This is a genomic window from Lysinibacillus parviboronicapiens, assembly GCF_003049605.2.
GTDB classification, from domain to species: domain Bacteria; phylum Bacillota; class Bacilli; order Bacillales_A; family Planococcaceae; genus Lysinibacillus; species Lysinibacillus parviboronicapiens.
Genome location: NZ_CP073713.1, coordinates 1,260,060 through 1,281,862 on the forward strand (window position 1 = coordinate 1,260,060; position 21,803 = coordinate 1,281,862).

Here is a 21,803-nt window from a genome sequence, read left to right on the forward strand (position 1 = left end):
TCAATAATTACACACAAAATTCAGTATTTTTGTGATACAATAGCACACATTATGGAACTTGTATTCAAGGAGAGATGACAGATGACAAAGCAGTTAACAGTTGCGGTAGTAGGTGCAACAGGAGCAGTAGGTTCGAAAATGATGGAGCAGTTAATAAAACGAAATTTTCCTATTGGGGACATTAAGTTTTTAGCTTCTGCACGTTCAGCAGGAAAATCAATCGAATTCAATGGAAAGACATATACAATTGAAGAAGCGACACCTGAAGCTTTCGAAGGCGTCAATGTCGCTTTATTCTCAGCGGGTGGTTCGGTATCAGCGGCGCTTGCGCCAGAAGCGGCAAAACGTGGTGCAGTTGTCATTGATAATACGAGCCATTTCCGTATGGATCCAGAGGTACCGCTTGTTGTACCGGAAGTAAATCGCGGCGATCTTGCTAAGCATAAAGGAATTATCGCAAATCCAAACTGCTCTACAATTCAAATGGTAGCAGCACTTGAACCAATCCGTGCAGCATTTGGTTTAACGAAAGTATTAGTATCGACATACCAAGCAGTTTCAGGTGCAGGTATTTCAGCGCTTCAAGAATTAAAAACACAAAGCGCAAACTGGGATGCAGGTAAGGAAGTAGAAGCAAATATTTTACCTTCTGGTAGCGACAAACGTCATTTCCCAATTGCTCGTAATGTCATTCCACAAATCGATAAATTTACTGACAATGGCTTTACATACGAAGAAATGAAAATGATTAATGAAACGAAAAAAATCATGCATGCACCAGAACTAAAAGTAGCTGCAACTTGCGTACGTGTGCCAGTCGTTTCTGGACACTCTGAATCTGTTTATATTGAAGTAGAAAAAGAGACAACAGTTCAAGCAATTTTCGAAGTATTACGTAATGCACCTGGAATTGAATTACAAGATGATATTGCAACACAAACTTACCCAATGCCAATTTATGCAGAAGGGGAAGATGCTACTTTTGTAGGACGTATCCGTCAAGACTTAGACAATAAAAAAGGATTCCATCTATGGATCGTATCAGACAATCTATTAAAAGGCGCCGCATTAAACTCTATCCAAATTGCAGAAGCAATGCTTGAGGATAACTTACTATAAGAGGGGTGTAAGGATGAATATAGGTCGAATTGGAACGGCGATGATTACGCCGTTTAAGGAAGATGGCACGATTAATTATCCAGAACTAGAACGAATTATTAATCATTTAATAGAAAACGGTACTGATTGTATTGTTGCTTGTGGCACAACCTCTGAAAATCCAACGATGACCACTGAAGAAAAAATTGAAGTTGTACGATTTACAGTAGAGAAAGTGGCAGGTCGTGTACCAGTTATTGCAGGTACAGGGGATAACGAAACAGCCTACTCTATTGCAATGACGCATAAAGCTGAAGAAAACGGTGCAGACGGTATTATGTTAGTAGCACCGTACTACAATAAACCAAACCAACGTGGTATTTTTGCGCACTTTGAAACCATTGCTAAAGAAACGAAGCTCCCAGTGATGCTTTATAATGTACCAGGTCGCACCGGCATTAACGTTGCATATGAAACATCTGTTGCTTTAAGTAAAATTCCGAATATCGCATGGATTAAAGAAGCGAGCGGAAATTTAGATCAAATGGGCGATATTATTGAGAATGTTGACGCTGCAGATGATTTCTTTGTGTATAGTGGGGATGATGGTTTAACACTGCCGTTACTTGCAATTGGTGGGGCTGGTATTATTTCAGTTGCCTCACACGTTGTTGGTAATGATATGCAACAAATGATTAAAGCGTTTGAAGAAGGAAATCATCAGCTAGCTGCCAAAATTCACCGAGCATTATTACCACTAGTGCGTGCTTTGTTTGCACAGCCGAATCCATCACCTGTAAAATATGCAATGACAAAATTAGGCTTTGATACATTAAATGTTCGTCTACCTATGGTGGAGATGACAGCAGATGAAAAAGCAAGCTTTGACCAAGTTTGGGAAACCTATCAAGAAAAAGCTAAGAATTTTAGATAAAGAGTGTGGCGTGGCTGAATGAACAGCCACGCTTTTTTTGAGCCGAAAGCTGTATATTTGAATTTAGGAGTTGTGATGGGTGTTTCCCCACGCGTATAGCACTTGATTATCCGAGCGTCCATGGGACTACATGAGCGATTCTTCTCTGTACCTGAGGGGTCCTTCCCTTTATCTGAGCGGTACATTGGGCTATCTAAGCGATGTACGTCACTACCTGAGCGAAGGTATGTAGACTACATGCACATGGTGCTGAGACAATTCGAACAGCCAGCTTCGCTTACTAAAAGAGAAGCTAACCATACACATCCTAATTTTGCAATCATCTTTGCCCCTTGGTTCCTATTATTAATAGGAAAGTCTAGCTAAAATTAAATATAGTAGAAATAAAATGCATGTTTCCAACACGAAACATGTATTTTTAATTTGTGCAAAAGCTTTGCAAACCGTATAATGAAAATTAAGTGGTTGCTGTTCGGGATATCTTTTAGGAGGAAATAAATTGACAAAAAAGAAAAATGAATTAATTCGCATCATTCCACTTGGTGGCGTGGGCGAAATTGGAAAAGCAATGTACGTAGTAGAAATCGACGAAGAGCTATTTGTAGTTGACAGTGGTTTAATGTTCCCAGAAGACGAGATGCTGGGCATTGATATCGTCATTCCTGATATTACGTATTTAGAAGAAAACAAAGAGCGTGTGAAAGGGATTTTCTTAACGCACGGACATGAAGATGCAATTGGTTCAATTGCGTATATCTTACAAAAAGTAAAAGCACCTGTGTACGGGTCTAAACTGACAATTGCACTCGCGAAAGAGCATTTGAAGGAATTACCTGCACCACATCAGGTGAAATTCTTTGAAGTAACAAATCGTAGCCGTATGAATTTCAACTCAACGTATGTGACATTTTTCCATACAACACATAGTATTCCCGATTCGTTAGGGGTAGTGTTCCATACTTCTGAAGGAGCAATCGTTCATACAGGAGAGTTTAAATTCGATCAATCTGCGACTGGCAAATTCAAGCCGGATTTGGCGAAGATGGCACAGTTAGGGGAAGAAGGCGTATTTATTCTGCTTTCGGAATCTTGTGAAGCAGAACGACCAGGTTATACGACATCTGAAATTGTGATTGAAGAGCAATTATCAAAAACATTCCATTCAGCACCAGGGCGTATTTTAGTCGCTGTGTATGCTTCAAACTTTATTCGTATTCAACAAGTATTCGCGCAAGCTCAAAAATCGTTCCGTAAAGTGGCGATTGTAGGGAAACCTTTAGAAAAAGCTGTGGATTTAGGTGTACAATTAGGTTATTTAACACTTGAAGAAGATACAATTATTCCAATCTCGGATATGCAAAAATATCAAGATGATGAAATTATTATTATTGCAACGGGCAATAGAGGCGAACCGCTAGATGCATTAGAAAAAATTGTTCGTAAACATCACAGAGACATCAAGATTAAAAAAGATGACACAGTGCTGATTACGTTCACACCATCTCCTGGCATGGAAGTACAAATGGCGAATGCCATGAACTCGATTGCAAAAGCAGGAGCCGAAATTCTAACATCTAGTAAAAATGTGCATGTTTCAGGTCATGGTAGCCAAGAGGATTTAAAATTAATGCTCAACTTAATGCAACCGAAATATTTTATCCCTGTACAAGGTGAATATCGTATGCTTATTGCACACTCTAAGCTTGCACAACAATTAGGTATGCAAAAATCACAAATTTTCATCGCCGATAAAGGGGATATTGTAGAATACAAAAACGGTAAAATGCGAATGAGCGGCCGTGTACAAGCAGGGAATGTCCTCATTGATGGTATTGGGGTTGGCGATGTGGGCAATATAGTCCTGCGTGACCGTAAATTACTATCTCAGGATGGTATATTCATTGTTGTTGTGACATTAAATCGTGCGCAAAAGAAAATTGCGTCGGGTCCAGAAATTTTATCGCGTGGTTTTGTCTATGTTCGTGAATCGGAAGCATTGATGGTGGAAGCATCGGAAATTGCCAAAAATGTAATCGAAAAATATGTTGGTAAAGAAACATTTGAATGGACAAATATTAAACAAGAAATTCGTGATACATTAAATACTTATTTATTCCAAAAAACAAAGCGCCGCCCAATGATTATCCCAATCATTATGGAGTATTAAAACAAAGTAAAATTTATAAACGGAAGAGGATTTTTCATTCTTCCATCTGATATATATGTACTTGTGCTTAACGCCGAAGTAACCAACAATATGTTGGCATGATCAATCCCGTATTATGGGTTTAACATTTATCGTGAATGCTTTTGGTAGGTAGCAAATGAAAAAGGATTTTCTAGCCGGCATAACGGTGGAAAATCCTTTTTTTTGAAATAATTGAGTTCTACATGATATCATTCGCTACATATATAGAATGGATTGCAAAGAAGGTGAAAAAATGGCTACTAGTAAAAGAAGAAAAGCAACTAAGGGGAAACCATCGGCAGAAAATAAAGAAATGCACCCGCTTATGTATGAAATTTTAGGGCTCATCCTAATTGCGCTTGCGGTCATTATGATTTTTGAATATGGCATGATTGGGCGTATACTCCAAACAATTGCAATGTTTTTAATAGGGAATTTACATTTTGCTGTACCGTTTATGCTGATATTTATTGCATTAATACTAATGATAGGACGCAAAAAAATAAGCATGAAGGATCGACTGATTTTCGGAATGTTCCTGATTATTATGAGCTTAACAATTTTTAGTCATAGTATTCTTTTTGAGCAATTATCCAAATCGAGTGGCTTATTATCAGACTCTGTATTGCGTGAGTCTTGGCGTATATTAATTAATACGGATGGTGTGGTGCATCGTAGTAATTCGCTTGGTGGTGGTATGGTAGGTGCCTTGCTTTTTAGTGGGCTACATGTGCTATTTGAGTCAACTGGTGCGAAGGTCGTCGCATGGGTTATTTTCTTTATTGGATTGATTTTAGTGACTGGAAAAGCACTTGTGCCGTATTTAGCGGAAAAAATGCCTGCTCTTTTTGGGAAATGGCAAAAAAAACAGCAAGAAAAGAAGAAAAGTGCACCGAAGAAAAAACAAACGAATCGTCGCACAAGATCAGAAAGTATGGATGAAATTGCTGCTGTAGATTATAGTCAACCAGTACAAGAAGAAGATGAAATTGCGCATGAGCCAATTATCTCAGCCTTTACACAAAATGTTTCGCATGAGCGACAGGAGACGTTTGTTCCCGCTCAGAACGCGGAAATAGAAGAAGGGGAGTTGGTAGATGATGTTCATATTGAAGACACAGCTGCTATTGAAAATGCAGATTACCAGCTTCCTTCGTTTAACCTGTTAAAAATGCCTCCACAACATGACCAAAGTGGCGAATATTCAGTGATACAGGCGAATGCAAAAAAACTTGAGCAAACATTACAAAGCTTTGGCGTAAAAGCAAAGGTGACACAGGTCCATCTAGGACCGGCTGTGACAAAATATGAAATTTTACCAGATATTGGCGTTAAGGTCAGCAAAATTGTGAACTTACAAGATGACCTTGCCTTAGCACTTGCAGCTAAAGATATTCGTATGGAAGCACCGATTCCTGGGAAATCTGCCATTGGCATTGAAGTACCTAATAGTGAGGTAGCGATTGTTACATTGAGAGAAGTACTGGAATCTAAAGATGGTGCCAAGCCGGATGCATTACTTCAAGTGGCGTTAGGTCGTGATATTACGGGACAGGCTGTGTTAGCTGAGCTAAATAAAATGCCACATTTACTAGTCGCTGGTTCAACTGGTAGTGGGAAAAGTGTGTGTATAAATGGCATTGTCGTATCCATACTAATGCGAACAAAACCACATGAAGTAAAACTGATGATGATTGATCCAAAAATGGTCGAGTTAAATGTCTATAATGGCATTCCGCATTTATTAGCGCCTGTTGTGACAGATGCACGTAAAGCATCTCAGGCACTAAAAAAAGTGGTATCCGAGATGGAACGACGCTATGATTTATTTTCACATACAGGCACCCGTAATATTGAAGGATATAATGGTCATGTACAAAAAGTAAATGAACAAACTGCTGAAAAACACCCTAAACTACCATATATTGTGGTAATTGTGGATGAGTTAGCAGATTTAATGATGGTGGCGTCCAATGATGTAGAGGATTCTATTACAAGGTTAGCTCAAATGGCTCGTGCAGCGGGTATTCATTTAATACTGGCAACACAAAGACCAAGTGTCGATGTATTGACTGGTGTTATAAAGGCGAATATCCCTTCTCGTATTGCTTTTGCCGTGTCTTCAGCGATTGATTCGAGAACCATTTTAGATATGGGTGGTGCAGAGAGATTGCTTGGTCGAGGGGACATGCTATTTTTACCAGCTGGTGCTTCTAAACCTAAGCGTGTGCAAGGTGCATTTTTATCAGATCAAGAGGTAGAAGAAGTCGTAGAATTTGTTATAGAACAGCAAAAAGCACAGTATCAAGAAGAGATGATTCCAACAGAAGAGGAAACTGTTTTAGAAGAAACGGATGAATTATTTGATGAGGCTGTGCAATTAGTAGTCGGTATGCAAACGGCTTCGGTCTCAATGCTACAACGTCGTTTCCGCATTGGCTATTCCCGTGCCGCTCGTATCGTCGATCAGATGGAACAACGCGGTATTGTCGGGCCTTCAGAGGGAAGTAAACCTCGTCAAGTGCTCATTCATCAGTACGATAATTAACGATGTAGGCGAGACCAAATTTTAGGTGATATCTATATTTTTGTCCATTTGTTAGCAATAAATGTCGTGATAGGGCGATTTCTATTACAGATTTTTCTCAAAACAGTTTATTTCATTCTGCAAAAATGTTATATTTATGAACGATTAGTAGGAATGTTGTACATCAGATGTCTGATCTCTGATTTTGGTGGTGATATATGTGACTATTAAAGCAGATCATCGTCATCTCTATCTTCAAGTAATTGATCGTTTAAAATCTGATATTGAGACTGGCGTTTTTAAAGAAAATGAAAAACTGCCTTCAGAGTTTGAATTATCGAAATCACTAGGAGTCAGTCGAGCAACACTTAGAGAAGCGCTTCGACTGTTGGAAGAGGAAAATGTGATTGTGCGTCGACATGGGGTTGGTACATTTGTTAATCCTAAGCCGTTGTTTACATCTGGCATCGAGCATTTATCCAGTATTTCTTCTATGATCGAAACGGCAGGGATGGAACCAGGATCGCGTTTTTTAAAAGCAACTGAAACCGTCCCTTCTGATGAAGATTTAAAACGCTTCCAATGTGATGGCGAAGATAAAATACTCACGATTGAACGTGTCAGAACAGCGGATGGTGAACCAGTAGTTTATTGTATAGATAAATTACCAGCTAGCTTCCTGCCTACTGACTTTGTAGACAAAAAAGAAGTTTCACTTTTTTCTGCACTTGAACAATCGGGTAAAATTCATGTTGCCTACGCTGTGACTTACATTGATCCAGTTGGCTATCATGAACAAGCATCGCCGATTTTAAATTGTGGTCGTGAAACGGCACTTTTAGTATTGAAGCAGCTGCATTACGATGACCATGATCAAGTAGTGCTGTATTCAAAAAATTATTTCCGAGCTGATAAATTCAGCTTCCATGTAGTAAGAAAAAGGGTGTAGAACATTTCTAAATATTTTCCTGCTAATTACAATACCTTTGGGGGGTTAACACAATGAAAAAACGTAAATTTGGTTTAGTATTATCTTCAGTATTAGCTGCAAGTGCAATTCTAGGTGCATGTGGTGCAAAAGACGACAAAGACAAAGAAAATGACAATGCTTCAACAGGAGATAAAAATACAGAAGAAGCGTTCTCAATTGCAATGGTTACTGACGTAGGTGGCGTTGATGATAAATCATTCAACCAATCTGCATGGGAAGGTGTTCAAGCTTACGGTAAAGAACACGGCCTATCAAAAGGTGATGGTGGTTTCGACTATTTACAATCAAAAACAGACGCAGACTATGATACAAATTTAAACCTATTATTACGTCGTGACTTTAACTTAGTATTCGGTATCGGCTTCATGATGGCTGATGCAATTGAAGCCATTGCTTCAGAAAACCCAGACAATCATTTCGCATTAATCGATGCTGAAGTAGAAGCAGACAATGTAGTAAATGTTCTTTTCAAAGAGCAAGAGGGTGCGTTTTTAGCTGGTGTTGCTGCAGCGAAAATGTCTAAGTCAGGTAAAATTGGCTTTGTTGGTGGCGTAGATATTCCAGTTATCAATCGTTTCCATGCTGGTTTCGTTGAAGGGGCTAAAGCTGTTAACCCAGATATTGAAATTCAGGTAAAATATACAGGCGCATTCGATAAAGCAGACTTAGGTAAAATTACTGCCAACAGCATGTATTCTTCAGGCGTAGATATTATTTTCCACGCTGCTGGTGCAACTGGTAATGGTGTATTCTCTGAGGCAAAAGAACGTAAAGCCAAAGAACCTAACGCAAACGTATGGGTAATCGGTGTAGATGCTGACCAATACGAAGAAGGTAAAATTGACGACAAAACAAACGTTACTTTAACTTCCATGTTAAAAGGTGTTAATGCAGCAGTAGTAGATATTTCAAATAAAGCGAAAAACGGTGACTTCCCAGGTGGCACAACGCTTACTTACGGTTTAGCTGAAGACGGTGTGAAACTTGCTGACTCTCGTGGTGCTATTCCAGAAGATGTACAAGCAGTTATTGACGAATATAAAGAAAAAATTGCTAGCGGTGAAATCGTAGTTCCAGAAAAAGTGGAAAAATAATTCATCTCTTAATCATCATAAGGGCTTTTTGAAGGCCCTTATGATGATTTTTCAATCTATCGTTATATTTCGACTATTTTTAATATTCTATATGGATAAATTTATATTTCTACATGATTTCCCAAATAGGGGTAGAATTTTTATATGAGATTATCGTAAGCTTAAGATAATGATGGTAGCAAGTTAATAGAAGAAAGGTTTCTAACGATGACCTTTCCTGTATTAATTTATCTTCATTCAGCAGATATTTTATGTACCGAAAGTGTAGCGTCAGTCAGTTATAGCAGGCGCCTACCTAGGTGAGAGATGCATGCGAGTGGATTTTTTGTTCTTTGGGTATTGAAACCCCGCTGAACGAAGATAAGCCTCTGGCGGGTGGCACAGATTTTGAAAAAATGACAAAAGGGAAGTAGCCTAATAGCTTAGCGTTCATGCGCTACAGGTGAACTGACCTGCCTTGTGCAGGCCTAATCACAATTCAAAATTTGGACTCAAATATGCCAAGGCGAATTTTATATTACAAAAGTGCCTAATAAGGGAGTGACTATATTGGAATATGTGATTGAAATGCTTGGAATCCGTAAAGAATTTGGTGATTTCGTAGCAAATAATAATATCACCCTCCAACTAGAAAAAGGCGAAATCCATGCGTTACTAGGTGAAAATGGTGCCGGGAAATCGACTTTAATGAACGTCCTTTTTGGTTTGTATCAACCAGAAGGAGGCGAAATTCGTGTTCGTGGGAATGCTGTAAAAATTACAAACCCGAATGTTGCTAATGACTTAGGAATTGGCATGGTGCATCAGCACTTTATGTTGGTGGAAAATTTTACAGTGACAGAAAATATTATTTTAGGTAATGAACCTACTAAACTAGGGATTGTTAATATTAAGGATGCTGCGAAGAAAGTGCAAGCGCTTTCTGAGAAATATGGCCTTGATGTAGATCCATATGCAAAAATCGAAGACATTACTGTTGGGATGCAGCAACGTGTTGAGATTTTAAAAACCTTATATCGTGGTGCAGAAATTTTAATTTTTGATGAACCTACTGCATCATTAACGCCGCAAGAAATTACAGAACTTATTCAAATTATGCGTCGCTTAATCGCTGAGGGAAAATCGATTATTTTAATTACACATAAGCTAAAAGAAATTATGGAAGTTTCTGACCGCGTGACGATTATCCGTAAAGGCGAAGGGATTGGCACAGTTGTTACGGCTGAAACAAACCCAAATCAATTAGCAGAATTAATGGTTGGTCGCCAAGTAGAGTTTAAAACGGAAAAAACGGATGCACATCCAACTGAGGAAGTACTGTCGATTGAAAATTTAGTCGTTACAGACTATCGAAATATCGATAAAGTAAAAGGTTTAAACTTAACAGTTCGTAAAGGTGAAATCGTAGGGATCGCAGGTATCGACGGCAACGGTCAGTCAGAGTTAATCGAGGCAATTACCGGCTTACGTAAGGTGAAAAATGGTACCGTTAAACTGAATGGCAAAGATGTGACAAACATGAAACCTCGTAAAATTACTGAAGAGGGTGTGGGTCATATTCCACAAGACCGTCATAAACATGGTTTAGTACTAGATTTCCCTATTGGTCATAATATTGCACTCCAAACTTATTACCAATCACCAATCGCTAAAGGGTTAGTAATGGATTACAAGAAAGTATCTGAGAAAGCACGTCACATCATTAAAGAATACGATGTACGTACAGGGAATGGTGAAATGACCCCAGCCCGCGCGCTCTCAGGTGGTAACCAGCAAAAGGCCATTATTGGTCGTGAGATTGACCGTAACCCAGATTTATTGATTGCTGCATTACCAACACGTGGACTTGACGTTGGGGCTATTGAATTTATTCACTCACGTCTAATCGAGCAACGCGATAAAGGAAAAGCAGTTCTTTTAATCTCTTTCGAATTAGATGAAGTGATGAATGTATCTGACCGTATTGCAGTTATCTATGATGGTCAAATTGTGGACGAGCTAAATCCAAAAGAAACAACAGAGCAAGAACTTGGTCTATTAATGGCAGGACAAAGCAGTAAAAAGAGCACGAGTAAGGAGGGGAACGACTAATGTCAAATCGTGTCATTAATATACTCGTTCCTATCATCTCTATTATTATCGGTTTAATTGTTGGGGCTATTGTGATGGTAGTCAGCGGCTATGACCCAGTACAAGGTTATATTGCACTTTGGACAGGTATATTTGGAGATTCATATTCAATCGGGAACACTATCCGTCAGATTACACCGTATTTATTGGCAGGTCTTGCAGTAGCTTTTGCCTTCCGTACAGGACTATTCAATATCGGGGTTGAAGGACAGCTTATTTTAGGTTGGCTAGCAGCTGCCTGGGTAGGCTATGCATTTGAGCTACCTAAAATTATTCACTTACCTTTAGCGTTACTTGCCGCAGCAGCAGCAGGAGCATTTTGGGCCTTTATTGCAGGTTTCTTAAAAGCGAAATTTAAAGTCCATGAAGTAATTGCGACAATTATGTTAAACTACACAGCCCTTTATATTGCCAACGCTGTTATTAAAAAATTGTCCGATGGTAGCTTTAAAACAGAACGTATTCATGAAACAGCTTCTTTACGTTCTCCGTTTTTAAGAGAGCTTACAGACAACTCAAGTCTTCACTATGGGATCATTGTTGCAATAATAATGGTAGTTGTTATGTGGTTCATCTTGGAAAAAACAACACGAGGTTATGAACTTAAAGCAGTGGGGCTTAATCAGCATGCTGCTGAATACTCAGGTATGAGTGTTAATAAAAACATTATTTTAGCGATGACAATTTCAGGTATGTTTGCAGGTCTTGGTGGTGCAATGGAAGCATTAGGGACATTCCAAAATGCTTCGATTAAAGCTGGCTTCACAGGTATTGGTTTCGATGGTATCGCCGTTGCCTTACTTGGTGCAAACACGCCGCTTGGGGTTGTGTTTGGTGCATCATTATTCGGTTCGCTTAAATACGGAGCACTCAACATGCCAAACGCTGCAGGTATTCCAGAGGAAATCGTCTCAATTATTATTGCATTGATCATCTTCTTTGTAGCATCCGGTTATATTATTCGCGTCGGTTTACAAAAGTTAAAAAAGAAAAAGGAGGGACAATAACATGAGCTTTTTAGAAATGTTATACTTCATCATCCCTTCTGCGATTCTTTATGCAACGCCGTTAATTTTCACAGCAATTGGTGGAGTATTCTCTGAACGTTCAGGTGTTGTTAACATCGGGCTAGAAGGTTTAATGATTATTGGTGCATTTGTTGGGATTTATGTGAACTTAGAGTTTGCAGCTACATTTGGGTCTGCGACAATTTGGGTAGCTATGCTTGCGGCTATAATCGTCGGGGGAATTTTCTCACTTTTACATGCTGTGGCATCAATCTCATTCCGTGCCGATCAAACAGTATCAGGGGTAGCCATTAACTTATTAGGGTTAGCCGTATCGGTATTTTTAGTAAAACTGATTTATGATAAAGGCCAAACAGACATGATTAGCCAACCAATAAGTCGTTTTAGTATTCCTTATTTACAGGATATTCCTTTCTTTGGGCCATTATTGTTCCGAGATGTCTATAGTTCATCGATTTTAGCTTTTGCTGTGGCAATCGGCGCATGGTTTATCATTTATAAAACACCGTTTGGTTTACGTCTTCGTGCGGTTGGTGAACATCCAATGGCTGCGGATACAATGGGCGTAAAAGTCAATAAAATGCGTTATATCGCAGTTGTTATTTCAGGTGCACTAGGTGGTCTTGGTGGTGCGGTTTATGCACAAACAATTACACATGATTTCTCACATGCAACGATTGCAGGTCAAGGTTTCATGGCACTTGCGGCAATGATTTTCGGGAAATGGCATCCAATTGGAGCTCTTGGTGCAGCGTTATTCTTTGGTTTAGCGCAAACACTAAGTATTGCAGGTGGTCAAATTCCATACGTGCAAGAAGTTCCAGCTGTCTTCCTACAAATTCTCCCTTACGTCTTAACAATTCTGGCGTTAGCAGGATTTATTGGAAAAGCAAATGCACCAAAAGCGAGTGGACAGCCTTACATTAAAGGTAAACGCTAAAAAATATAAGACTGGGCGATCAAAAGCTCAGTCTTTTTCCTTATTCTATTTGTTACGCAATAATTTTTTGCACTTTTCATATACATACTTTGGATTCTTTTTGCAATTATAGACAATAGACATGTATAGTATTTGTAGTACATTGTTATATTAAGAAAGATAGGAGGGTTTCATATGTTTAAAACAATACCTTTTGCAAAAGGTGTCAATTTGCATATCCGACAAACGACCCAATTTAAAACCGTAAATTTTTCAATTAAATGGAGAAGACCTTTAACGGCCGAAAGTGCATCAGAACGTACGGTGTTAACAAATGTATTGCAGCACAGCAATGCAAAATATACAACAACAGCCGCATTTCGTAGCTTTTTAGATGACTTATATGGGACTGTGTTGTATTTTGACACGTCTAAGCGTGGTAACGAGCATACGGTATTAATGAATGTAGAAGCCGTGAATGATCAGTATTTGGCTAATACGAGTGTTTTAAATGAAGTGCTTGGATTACTGCACACGGCAATATTCGAGCCGAATTTAGAAAACGGCGTATTTAAAGAATCCATTGTAGCACGAGAGAAGAAAATGGTCATTCAACGAATTGAATCCATCTTTGATGACAAATCGCGTTTTGCACAACAGCGCCTTCAACAAATGTTACGTCCAAACGAGCCTGCTTCTATTTCTGCCAATGGTACAGTAGAAGCAATCGACAACATTACAGTGGCATCATTATTTGCTGCTTATGAATCAATGCTAGCCAACGATAAAATTGACATCTATGTGGCAGGCGATATTGATGAAGATGAAATCGTTGCGAAACTAAAGCAGGCTCTACCATTTAAAGATCGTACACCTGATGAAATTCCCGCTATACTGCCGCAAAAACATCCACAACAAGATTATGTACGTGAGCAACATGACATGAAACAAGGAAAGCTGCATATTGGTTTCAGTACACCTGTACGATTTGGTGATGCAGACTTTGCAAAAATGCAAATTTTTAATGGTGTGTTCGGTGGTTATCCACATGCTAAATTATTTATGAATGTGCGTGAAAAAGAAAGTTTAGCGTACTATGCATCTAGTTCGTACGCGTCGCATTATGGTTTGCTATTTGTTGTGTCAGGGATTGAAGCTAAAAATGAAGAAAAGGCCTTATCACTTATAAAAGAGCAGCTCGCTGTCATGCAAGCAGGCGATATTTCAGCTTTAGAGCTGGAACAAACAAAGGCAATGCTGACAAATCAGCTAAAAGAATCCCTTGATTCTGCGCGAGGACAAATTGAAATTTATGACCAATATAAAGATTTACCCGAGGAATTTTCTGTTGAAACCTGGGCAAATAAATGGAAGGCTGTTACGAAGGACGATGTTATTGAAATGGCAAAACAAGTGCAGCTAGAAGCGGTCTATTTCTTATGTGGAAAGGAGCAAGCCGCCCAATGAAAACAATTGAATTTAAACAATTAGATGAAACACTTTACTATGAAAAGCTAGAAAATGGTTTAGACGTTTATATTTTGCCTAAAAAGGGCTTCTCAAAAACATTCGTGACGTTCACGACAAAATACGGTTCTGTTGACCGTACATTTGTGCCAATTGGTGAAACAGAAAGTGTTACTGTGCCGGATGGCATTGCACACTTTTTAGAGCACAAAATGTTCGAGAAAGAAGACGGTGATGTCTTCCAAAAATTTAGTGAATATGGCGCTTCAGCAAATGCCTTTACATCCTTTACACGAACTGCGTATTTATTTTCTTCCACAGATAATATTTATAAAAGTACAGAAACGTTATTAAATTTTGTGCAAGAGCCATACTTTACAGAAGCAACGGTCAATAAGGAAAAAGGTATTATTGGTCAGGAAATCACGATGTATGATGATCAGCCAGATTGGCGATTATATTTCGGTACAATAGAAAACATGTATCACAGTCACCCTGTGAAAATTGACATTGCCGGTACAATTGATTCGATTGATGGTATTACCGCAGACCATTTATATACGTGTTATCATACTTTTTACCATCCTTCAAACATGCTGTTATTTGCCATAGGTGCAGTTGATCCAGAAGAAATGATGGCATTCATTCGCGAAAACCAAGGCAAAAAAGAATTCCCTGAGCCGACGCCAATTCAGCGTTTCTTTGACGAAGAACCGACAGAGGTTGCCGTGAAAGAACGTACATTGCATATGGATGTTCAAAAACCAAAATTATATATTGGCTTAAAGGCAAAACAGACGGGGCTTTCTGGTCGCGACATGTTAAAACATGAGCTTTCAGTACAAATTGCTTTAGAACTTATTTTCGGACGTACATCTAATTTTTATGAGCGTATTTATGATGAAGGGCTTATTGATGAGTCGTATGCATTTGACTTTACATTAGAAAATGGCTTTGGTTTTGCTATGATTGGGTCTGATACAACAGAACCAGTGGCATTAGAACAGGCAATTAAAGCGGAATTAGCGAAGTATGAGGGAAATGCACAATTTGCAAGCAACGATTTAGAACGCATTAAACGTAAAAAAATCGGATTCTTCTTACGAGCGCTAAATTCTATTGAATTTATTGCCAATCAATTCACACGTTACTCGTTCAACGACATGAATCTATTTGACGTGTTACCAGTGCTAGAAGAATTAACGATTGAAGACTTAACTACCGCATTTGCAACGGTACAAGGTGAGTCGCAACAAACAGTATTCAAAGTTCTACCAACAGAGAAGGGCGAACAGTGAAGAAATTTGCGCTTGTACTAGGTGCTTCAGGAGAGATTGGTCGTGCCATTTGTCAGATTCTGGCAGAAGACGGCTGGTCACTCTATGTGCATTATTCGAATAATAAGGAAGCGGCACAAACTTTATTTTGTGCGCTTTCGGAAAATTTTCCTACGCAGGAATTTATGCTTGTGCAGGGGGATTTTTCAAAAATTACAGCAGCACAAACGATTGCCTCACATATTTTTAGTGTGCAGGCGATCGTTTTTGCGAGTGGACAAGCCCACTATGCACTGCTCGAAGATACTACAGTAGAGGACATGGACGCATTATGGCGTGTCCATGTGCAAAACCCTATGCGCTTGACAGCGTTACTATCATCAAAGTTACGGGCTCATGATATTAGCTATGTGCTCTTTATCGGCTCGATATGGGGCGAGGCAGGTTCAGCGGGGGAAACACTATATGCGACGGTAAAAGGTGCTCAACATGCTTTTGTGAAGTCCTATGCGCAAGAAGTAGCATTGTCGCATATTCGTGTGAATGCTATTGCTCCAGGTTTTATCCAGACTTCTATGAACAGTCATTTAAATGATGAAGAGCTAGAGAGTATTTTAGAAGAAATTCCACTTGGTACTGTTGGTAAAACAACTGATGTAGCTGAAATGGTACGCTTTTATCTTTCAGGGAAGGCTGATTATGTAACAGGGCAAATACTTAGATTAAATGGTGGCTGGTACATATAAGATTTTTTTTTGCACATACTACCTGTGTAAAGGAGGAGGAATCTTATGACCATTTTAGAAAACTGGCAAAAATGGACATCTTTTTTAGGACAAAACGTAATGCAGGCTGAATCAAGTGGTATGCCGAAAAAAATGATTCAACAAGCAGCTATGCAAATCGGCGATTATTTGGCGACAAATGTCGATCCTAAAAACGAACAAGAGCGAGTGCTGTCGGATTTATGGGGCGTTGCTTCTGAAGATGAGAAACAGGCATTGGCGAATTGTGTCGTAAAACTTGTTCAAAATAAAACTTTACAATAAGAAAGAGGAGAGTTTATCTCCTCTTTTTTTTATATCAAAATGTAATATTCGTTAGGAAAAGGGAACGTATGTAAGCCTATTTGCAATACGCTAAAAAAAAATAGACAGTTTTTAAAAATAACGCTGTAATTCCATATATTCTAACTTTCCATTACATAAAAAATCAGCTATGATGGAACTTATAAAAGATTTTTTACGTTAACTAATAGGAAGGGAACGAGTGAGTTTGAGCGATTGGTACTTTGAATATGAGATTCAGGTGAATCGCCCTGGATTATTAGGAGATATTGCTTCACTTTTAGGGATGCTTCGTGTCAATATTATATCAATAAATGGTGTCGATGAGGGTCGTCGTGGTATGCTAGTACATACAGACAATGATGAGGCGATTGAGCGTTTTCGTACGATTGTTTCGACAATGGAACATATCCACGTGACTAAATTTCGACAACCTAAACTCCGTGATCGCTTAGCCATTAGGCACGGTCATTATATTCCTCGAGATGCAGATGAAAAAAACACCTTTCGCTTCGTGCGAGATGAACTTGGTATTTTAGTGGATTTTATGGCAGAGTTATTTAAGAAGGAAGGTCATAAACTCATTGGAATACGTGGCATGCCTCGTGTTGGTAAGACAGAGTCTATTGTCGCGGCAAGTGTGTGCGCCAATAAAAAATGGATTTTTTTATCTTCTACAATGATTAAGCAAACCGTTCGTAATAAGTTAGCTGGCGATGAATTCAGTGACAATAATATTTTTATATTAGACGGCATTGTAACACGGCGTTCAACAGATGAGCGACATTTGCAACTAGTGCGTGAGATGATGAATATGCCATCCATCAAAGTTGTAGAGCATCCAGATATGTTTGTTCAGCATTCAGAATATAAGATAGAGGATTTTGATTATATCATTGAACTACGTCATCATCCAGATGAAGAAATTACTTATGAAATAATGGAAAAAAATCATATGATGTCCGAATCCGATTCATTTGGAGGATTTAATTTTTAATTTGATATTAAAGTAGGTGTTATGAGTGGCAGAATTAGGGACTCGACTGAAAGAGGCGAGACTGTCTAAAGGCTACAGCTTAGACGATTTACAAGAGATAACGAAAATTCAAAAGCGTTATTTAGTAGGTATTGAAGAGGGCAATTATTCGATTATGCCTGGTTCGTTTTATGTGCGTGCTTTTATTAAGCAGTATGCTGAGGCTGTTGGTTTGAATGCAGAAGAAATTTTAGAAACCTATAAGGGTGAATTACCAGGAACGAAAAACGATCAAGTCAGCCAATCGATGACACAAAGTCCAAGTAGAAGAAAAGTTCCATCTAATAAAATGATGGAGGCCATGCCGAAAATAATCGTCGGGTTATTTATTATTGTAATTATTGTTGCAATATGGGTGTTATGGCAATCAAAAAATAATGCAGGGACACCGGTTATTGATGATACACCACCAGAGATGGAGTACGATAAAAAAGTAAAACCAATTGATAGTGAAAAAGATAAAGAGGAAAAAGACAAAAAAGAACAAGAGAATGCCAATAAAGACGATGAAAAAGAAGAAACACCAGATGAAAATAACGTTGAAGAGGTTAAGCAAACGATTTCAGCGGGTACAGTAGAAGCAGATGGTGCGACAACTTCTTATACATTGACAGGTTCAGATACATTTAAAATACGCATTGAGGTTTCCGGTCCTACATTTATTGGTATTCGTGACCAACAGCAGCAAGAATTACTGTCAGACACACGTGTGTATAATGCAGGTGAAGTCGTGGAATTTGACGCAACGGCACAAAACTACGCTCGTATCCGTCTTGGTAATTCATCACAAGCTAAGGTATATATTAATGACGAACTTTTAACGTACGCGCAGCAAATCGTAACGCAAAACATCGTCATCAATTTCAATAAAGAACAGTAGTCGTCTTGTGATGACTACTTTCTTTCTTCATGAAAGGTGTTAGAAAAATGAACATTCCAAATAAAATTACCATCTCTCGTATCTTACTTATTCCGTTCTTTGTTATTGTTATGATGTTTGATTTTGGTTGGGGAACAATGACGCTTTTTGGGGCAGAGATGCCAGTCCATCATTTTGTGGGAGCGCTTATTTTTATCTTTGCTTCGACGACTGATTGGGTAGATGGTTATTATGCACGTAAGTACAATCTTGTGACAACGTTTGGGAAATTTTTAGACCCGTTAGCAGACAAATTACTTGTATCAGCGGCGTTTATATTAATGGTAGAGCTTGATATGGCATCGGCTTGGTTGATCATAATAATTATCAGCCGTGAGTTTGCGGTAACTGGTCTGCGTTTAATTTTAGCAGGTGGCGGAGAGGTCGTAGCGGCGAATCAGCTTGGTAAAATTAAAACTTGGGCGCAAATTGTGGCCATTGCTGCAGCACTTCTACACAATACGATCTTTACACTTTTCGGTATCCCGTTCGATACAATCATGTTATATATTGCATTGTTCTTTACACTGTGGTCAGGATGGGATTATTTCTATCTAAATCGCCGTGTATTACTGGAGTCTAAATAAGAAAGGTCTTGTGAATCATGAACGCAGAAATTCTTGCAGTTGGCTCAGAGTTATTGCTTGGACAAATCACAAATACAAATGCGCAGTTTATCTCAAGCCAGTTATCGGAGCTAGGGATTAACGTGTTTTATCACACTGTTGTTGGAGACAATTCAACAAGATTAGAAGAGGCAATCACGGTAGCAGAATCTCGTGCAGATTTAATTATTTTCTCAGGCGGCCTTGGTCCTACGAAGGATGATTTAACAAAGGAAACAATCGCGCGTCATTTAGGTATCGATTTAGCATTTGATGAAGTAGCTCTTACCTATATCGAACAGTTTTTTGCAAAACGAGGGCGGCCAATGACGGAAAATAACCGTAAACAGGCACTGGTATTAACCGGTAGTGAAGTGCTAGCAAACCATCATGGTATGGCCCCTGGCATGATACTGACGAAGGATGGACGTACGTACATTCTACTTCCTGGTCCTCCTAAAGAGCTGGAACCCATGTTCCAATTTGAAGCAAAGCCAAAGCTTGGTGCGATGCTCAATGATGGTGGCGTGATTGTGTCTCATGTGATGCGCTTTTATGGTATTGGAGAAGCAGAGCTAGAGGTATGTGTGCAGGATATTCTAGATACACAGACAAATCCAACAGTTGCCCCGCTTGCATCTGACGGTGAAGTCACATTGCGTGTAACGGCGAAGGCAGAGACTGAGGGGGAAGCCCGACAATTGATTGCAGCGAAAGTGGCTGAAATTCAGGCAATTGTTGGAGACTATCAATATGGTATTGATGATGATTCACTTGCCTCTAAAACGGTAGAAATGCTGTTAGATAATCAATTAACAATTTCAGCGGCTGAAAGCTTAACAGCCGGTTTATTTCAGTCAGAACTGGCTGAGATTCCAGGAGTAGGTACAGCGCTCATTGGTGGTGTTGTCACATATACAGAACAGGCGAAGGTAAAGCAACTTGGTATCTCACAAGAAATATTAGATTCACATGGCATTGTAAGTAGTGAATGCGCTGGGGCAATGGCTAGTGCTGTACGTGAAAAGTTCGGTACAGATATTGGCATCGGCCTAACTGGTGCTGCTGGCCCTACAGCACATGACCACCAACCAGTAGGAACGGTTTGGATTGGCATTGCTATTGGGGATGAAGAGCCGATAACATATTTACTTCATTTATCGGGTATGCGCAACACGAATCGTTTGCGTGCTGTAAAGTTTACATGTCATTACTTAATGCAACAATTGGAAGAACGAGGCTTTATGAAACGTTATTAAAATAGAACGTGAAAATAGAAATTTGGGTGGAGAAAACTTACCCAAATTTTTATTTTGGAGAAAAATCGAATAAATGTTCGCTTTTTTCTTGCGTGTTTTCTCAAAAACAAGTATAGTAGAGATAGACAAAAACAGTGAACAGTTTCGAAGGAGGAAAAACAATGAGTGATCGTAAAGCGGCCTTAGAACAGGCTTTAAAGCAAATTGAAAAGAATTTTGGGAAAGGTTCTATCATGAAGCTTGGTGAAAAAACAGATTTAGAAATTGCAACATCTTCAAGTGGTTCGCTAGCACTTGATGCGGCATTAGGTGTCGGTGGTTATCCTCGTGGCCGTATTGTTGAAGTATATGGTCCGGAATCATCAGGTAAAACAACAGTTGCCTTACATGCCATTGCAGAAGTACAAGCAACGGGTGGGCAAGCGGCATTTATCGATGCTGAGCATGCATTAGATCCAATCTATGCACAAAAATTAGGCGTTAACATTGATGAGTTATTATTATCGCAACCAGATACAGGAGAACAAGCGCTTGAAATTGCAGAAGCATTAGTGCGCAGTGGTGCTATCGATATCATTGTTATTGACTCAGTAGCAGCATTAGTTCCGAAAGCAGAAATCGAAGGAGATATGGGTGATTCGCACGTTGGTTTACAAGCACGTTTAATGTCTCAAGCTTTACGTAAGCTTTCTGGTGCAATCAACAAATCAAAAACGATTGCCATTTTCATTAACCAAATTCGTGAAAAAATCGGTGTCATGTTCGGGAATCCAGAAACAACACCTGGTGGACGTGCGCTTAAATTCTATAGCTCTGTGCGTTTAGAAGTACGTCGTGCAGAAGCTATTAAACAAGGCAATGACATTATGGGTAACCGTACGAAAATTAAAATTGTGAAAAACAAAGTAGCTCCACCATTCCGTACAGCGGAAGTTGATATTATGTATGGTGAAGGGATTTCAAAAGAGGGCGAAACAGTCGATTTAGGTGTTGAGTTAGATATCGTGCAAAAAAGCGGCTCTTGGTATGCCTACGGTGATGAGCGTCTAGGACAAGGCCGAGAAAATGCAAAACAATACTTGAAGGAAAACCCTGCTGTCTTAGACGATATTGCCAATAAAATCCGTGCTTCCTACGGTATTGCTTCATCCGCATATACAATTGCGGCACATGATGAAGACGAGGAAATGGATGAAGAATTAATGCTTCTTCTTGAAGACGAAAAATAAAAAAAACATCGTTCTTGCTCGACAGAGTGAGAACG

General features: G+C 39.2%; 18 protein-coding genes. All 18 read left to right on the forward strand.

Annotated features, from left to right (window positions below):
• The first annotated feature begins 81 nt into the window (after positions 1-81).
• The 18 genes from C9J31_RS05920 (at position 82) to recA (ending at position 21,768) form a co-directional block, all read left to right on the forward strand.
• Entirely contained in the window at positions 82-1,119 is a 1,038-nt protein-coding gene (locus C9J31_RS05920) for an aspartate-semialdehyde dehydrogenase (RefSeq protein ID WP_107923036.1), read from the forward strand.
• Positions 1,120-1,132: 13 nt separating this feature from the next.
• Positions 1,133-2,032, forward strand: coding sequence for a 4-hydroxy-tetrahydrodipicolinate synthase (gene dapA, locus C9J31_RS05925; protein WP_107947818.1), 900 nt, complete (start codon positions 1,133-1,135; stop codon positions 2,030-2,032).
• Between the two features lie 499 nt (positions 2,033-2,531).
• Positions 2,532-4,199: a ribonuclease J gene (locus C9J31_RS05930; protein WP_107947820.1), complete on the forward strand. Its 1,668-nt coding sequence runs from the start codon at positions 2,532-2,534 to the stop codon at positions 4,197-4,199.
• Between the two features lie 274 nt (positions 4,200-4,473).
• Entirely contained in the window at positions 4,474-6,768 is a 2,295-nt protein-coding gene (locus tag C9J31_RS05935; RefSeq protein WP_107947822.1) for an FtsK/SpoIIIE family DNA translocase, read from the forward strand.
• A 199-nt stretch (positions 6,769-6,967) separates the two neighbouring features.
• On the forward strand, positions 6,968-7,696 hold the full coding sequence (locus C9J31_RS05940; protein ID WP_107923032.1) for a GntR family transcriptional regulator: 729 nt from the start codon (positions 6,968-6,970) through the stop codon (positions 7,694-7,696).
• 53 nt (positions 7,697-7,749) lie between these two features.
• Entirely contained in the window at positions 7,750-8,832 is a 1,083-nt protein-coding gene (locus C9J31_RS05945; RefSeq protein WP_107947824.1) for a BMP family lipoprotein, read from the forward strand.
• Between the two features lie 549 nt (positions 8,833-9,381).
• Positions 9,382-10,923 (forward strand): ABC transporter ATP-binding protein, encoded by a 1,542-nt coding sequence (locus C9J31_RS05950; protein ID WP_107947826.1) that lies wholly within the window; start codon positions 9,382-9,384, stop codon positions 10,921-10,923.
• A complete protein-coding gene (locus tag C9J31_RS05955; RefSeq protein WP_107923030.1) occupies positions 10,923-11,969 on the forward strand; it encodes an ABC transporter permease in 1,047 nt (348 codons plus the stop codon). Before C9J31_RS05950 ends, C9J31_RS05955 begins: the two co-directional genes overlap by 1 nt.
• A gap of 1 nt (position 11,970) precedes the next feature.
• Positions 11,971-12,930, forward strand: a complete 960-nt coding sequence (locus C9J31_RS05960; protein ID WP_054767151.1) for an ABC transporter permease — start codon at positions 11,971-11,973, stop codon at positions 12,928-12,930.
• A 174-nt stretch (positions 12,931-13,104) separates the two neighbouring features.
• Positions 13,105-14,376, forward strand: a complete 1,272-nt coding sequence (gene yfmF / locus C9J31_RS05965) for an EF-P 5-aminopentanol modification-associated protein YfmF (RefSeq protein WP_107947828.1) — start codon at positions 13,105-13,107, stop codon at positions 14,374-14,376.
• Positions 14,373-15,674 carry an EF-P 5-aminopentanol modification-associated protein YfmH gene (gene yfmH, locus C9J31_RS05970; protein ID WP_107947829.1) on the forward strand — a complete coding sequence of 434 codons (1,302 nt, stop codon included), beginning with the start codon at positions 14,373-14,375 and terminating at the stop codon, positions 15,672-15,674. The genes yfmF and yfmH overlap by 4 nt, the downstream gene beginning before the upstream one ends.
• Positions 15,671-16,399 (forward strand): elongation factor P 5-aminopentanone reductase, encoded by a 729-nt coding sequence (gene ymfI / locus C9J31_RS05975; RefSeq protein ID WP_107947831.1) that lies wholly within the window; start codon positions 15,671-15,673, stop codon positions 16,397-16,399. Before yfmH ends, ymfI begins: the two co-directional genes overlap by 4 nt.
• A gap of 45 nt (positions 16,400-16,444) precedes the next feature.
• On the forward strand, positions 16,445-16,702 hold the full coding sequence (locus C9J31_RS05980; RefSeq protein ID WP_107923027.1) for a DUF3243 domain-containing protein: 258 nt from the start codon (positions 16,445-16,447) through the stop codon (positions 16,700-16,702).
• Between the two features lie 226 nt (positions 16,703-16,928).
• The gene (locus C9J31_RS05985; protein WP_107923293.1) at positions 16,929-17,717 is read left to right on the forward strand and encodes a DUF3388 domain-containing protein; all 789 of its coding nucleotides are present in this window, start codon (positions 16,929-16,931) and stop codon (positions 17,715-17,717) included.
• 25 nt (positions 17,718-17,742) lie between these two features.
• Positions 17,743-18,636 (forward strand): helix-turn-helix domain-containing protein, encoded by an 894-nt coding sequence (locus tag C9J31_RS05990; RefSeq protein ID WP_107923026.1) that lies wholly within the window; start codon positions 17,743-17,745, stop codon positions 18,634-18,636.
• Between the two features lie 47 nt (positions 18,637-18,683).
• The gene (gene pgsA, locus C9J31_RS05995; RefSeq protein ID WP_054767153.1) at positions 18,684-19,262 is read left to right on the forward strand and encodes a CDP-diacylglycerol--glycerol-3-phosphate 3-phosphatidyltransferase; all 579 of its coding nucleotides are present in this window, start codon (positions 18,684-18,686) and stop codon (positions 19,260-19,262) included.
• Positions 19,263-19,279: 17 nt separating this feature from the next.
• A complete protein-coding gene (locus C9J31_RS06000; RefSeq protein WP_107947833.1) occupies positions 19,280-20,539 on the forward strand; it encodes a competence/damage-inducible protein A in 1,260 nt (419 codons plus the stop codon).
• A 161-nt stretch (positions 20,540-20,700) separates the two neighbouring features.
• Positions 20,701-21,768, forward strand: a complete 1,068-nt coding sequence (gene recA, locus C9J31_RS06005; protein WP_107947835.1) for a recombinase RecA — start codon at positions 20,701-20,703, stop codon at positions 21,766-21,768.
• Positions 21,769-21,803 lie beyond the last annotated feature (35 nt).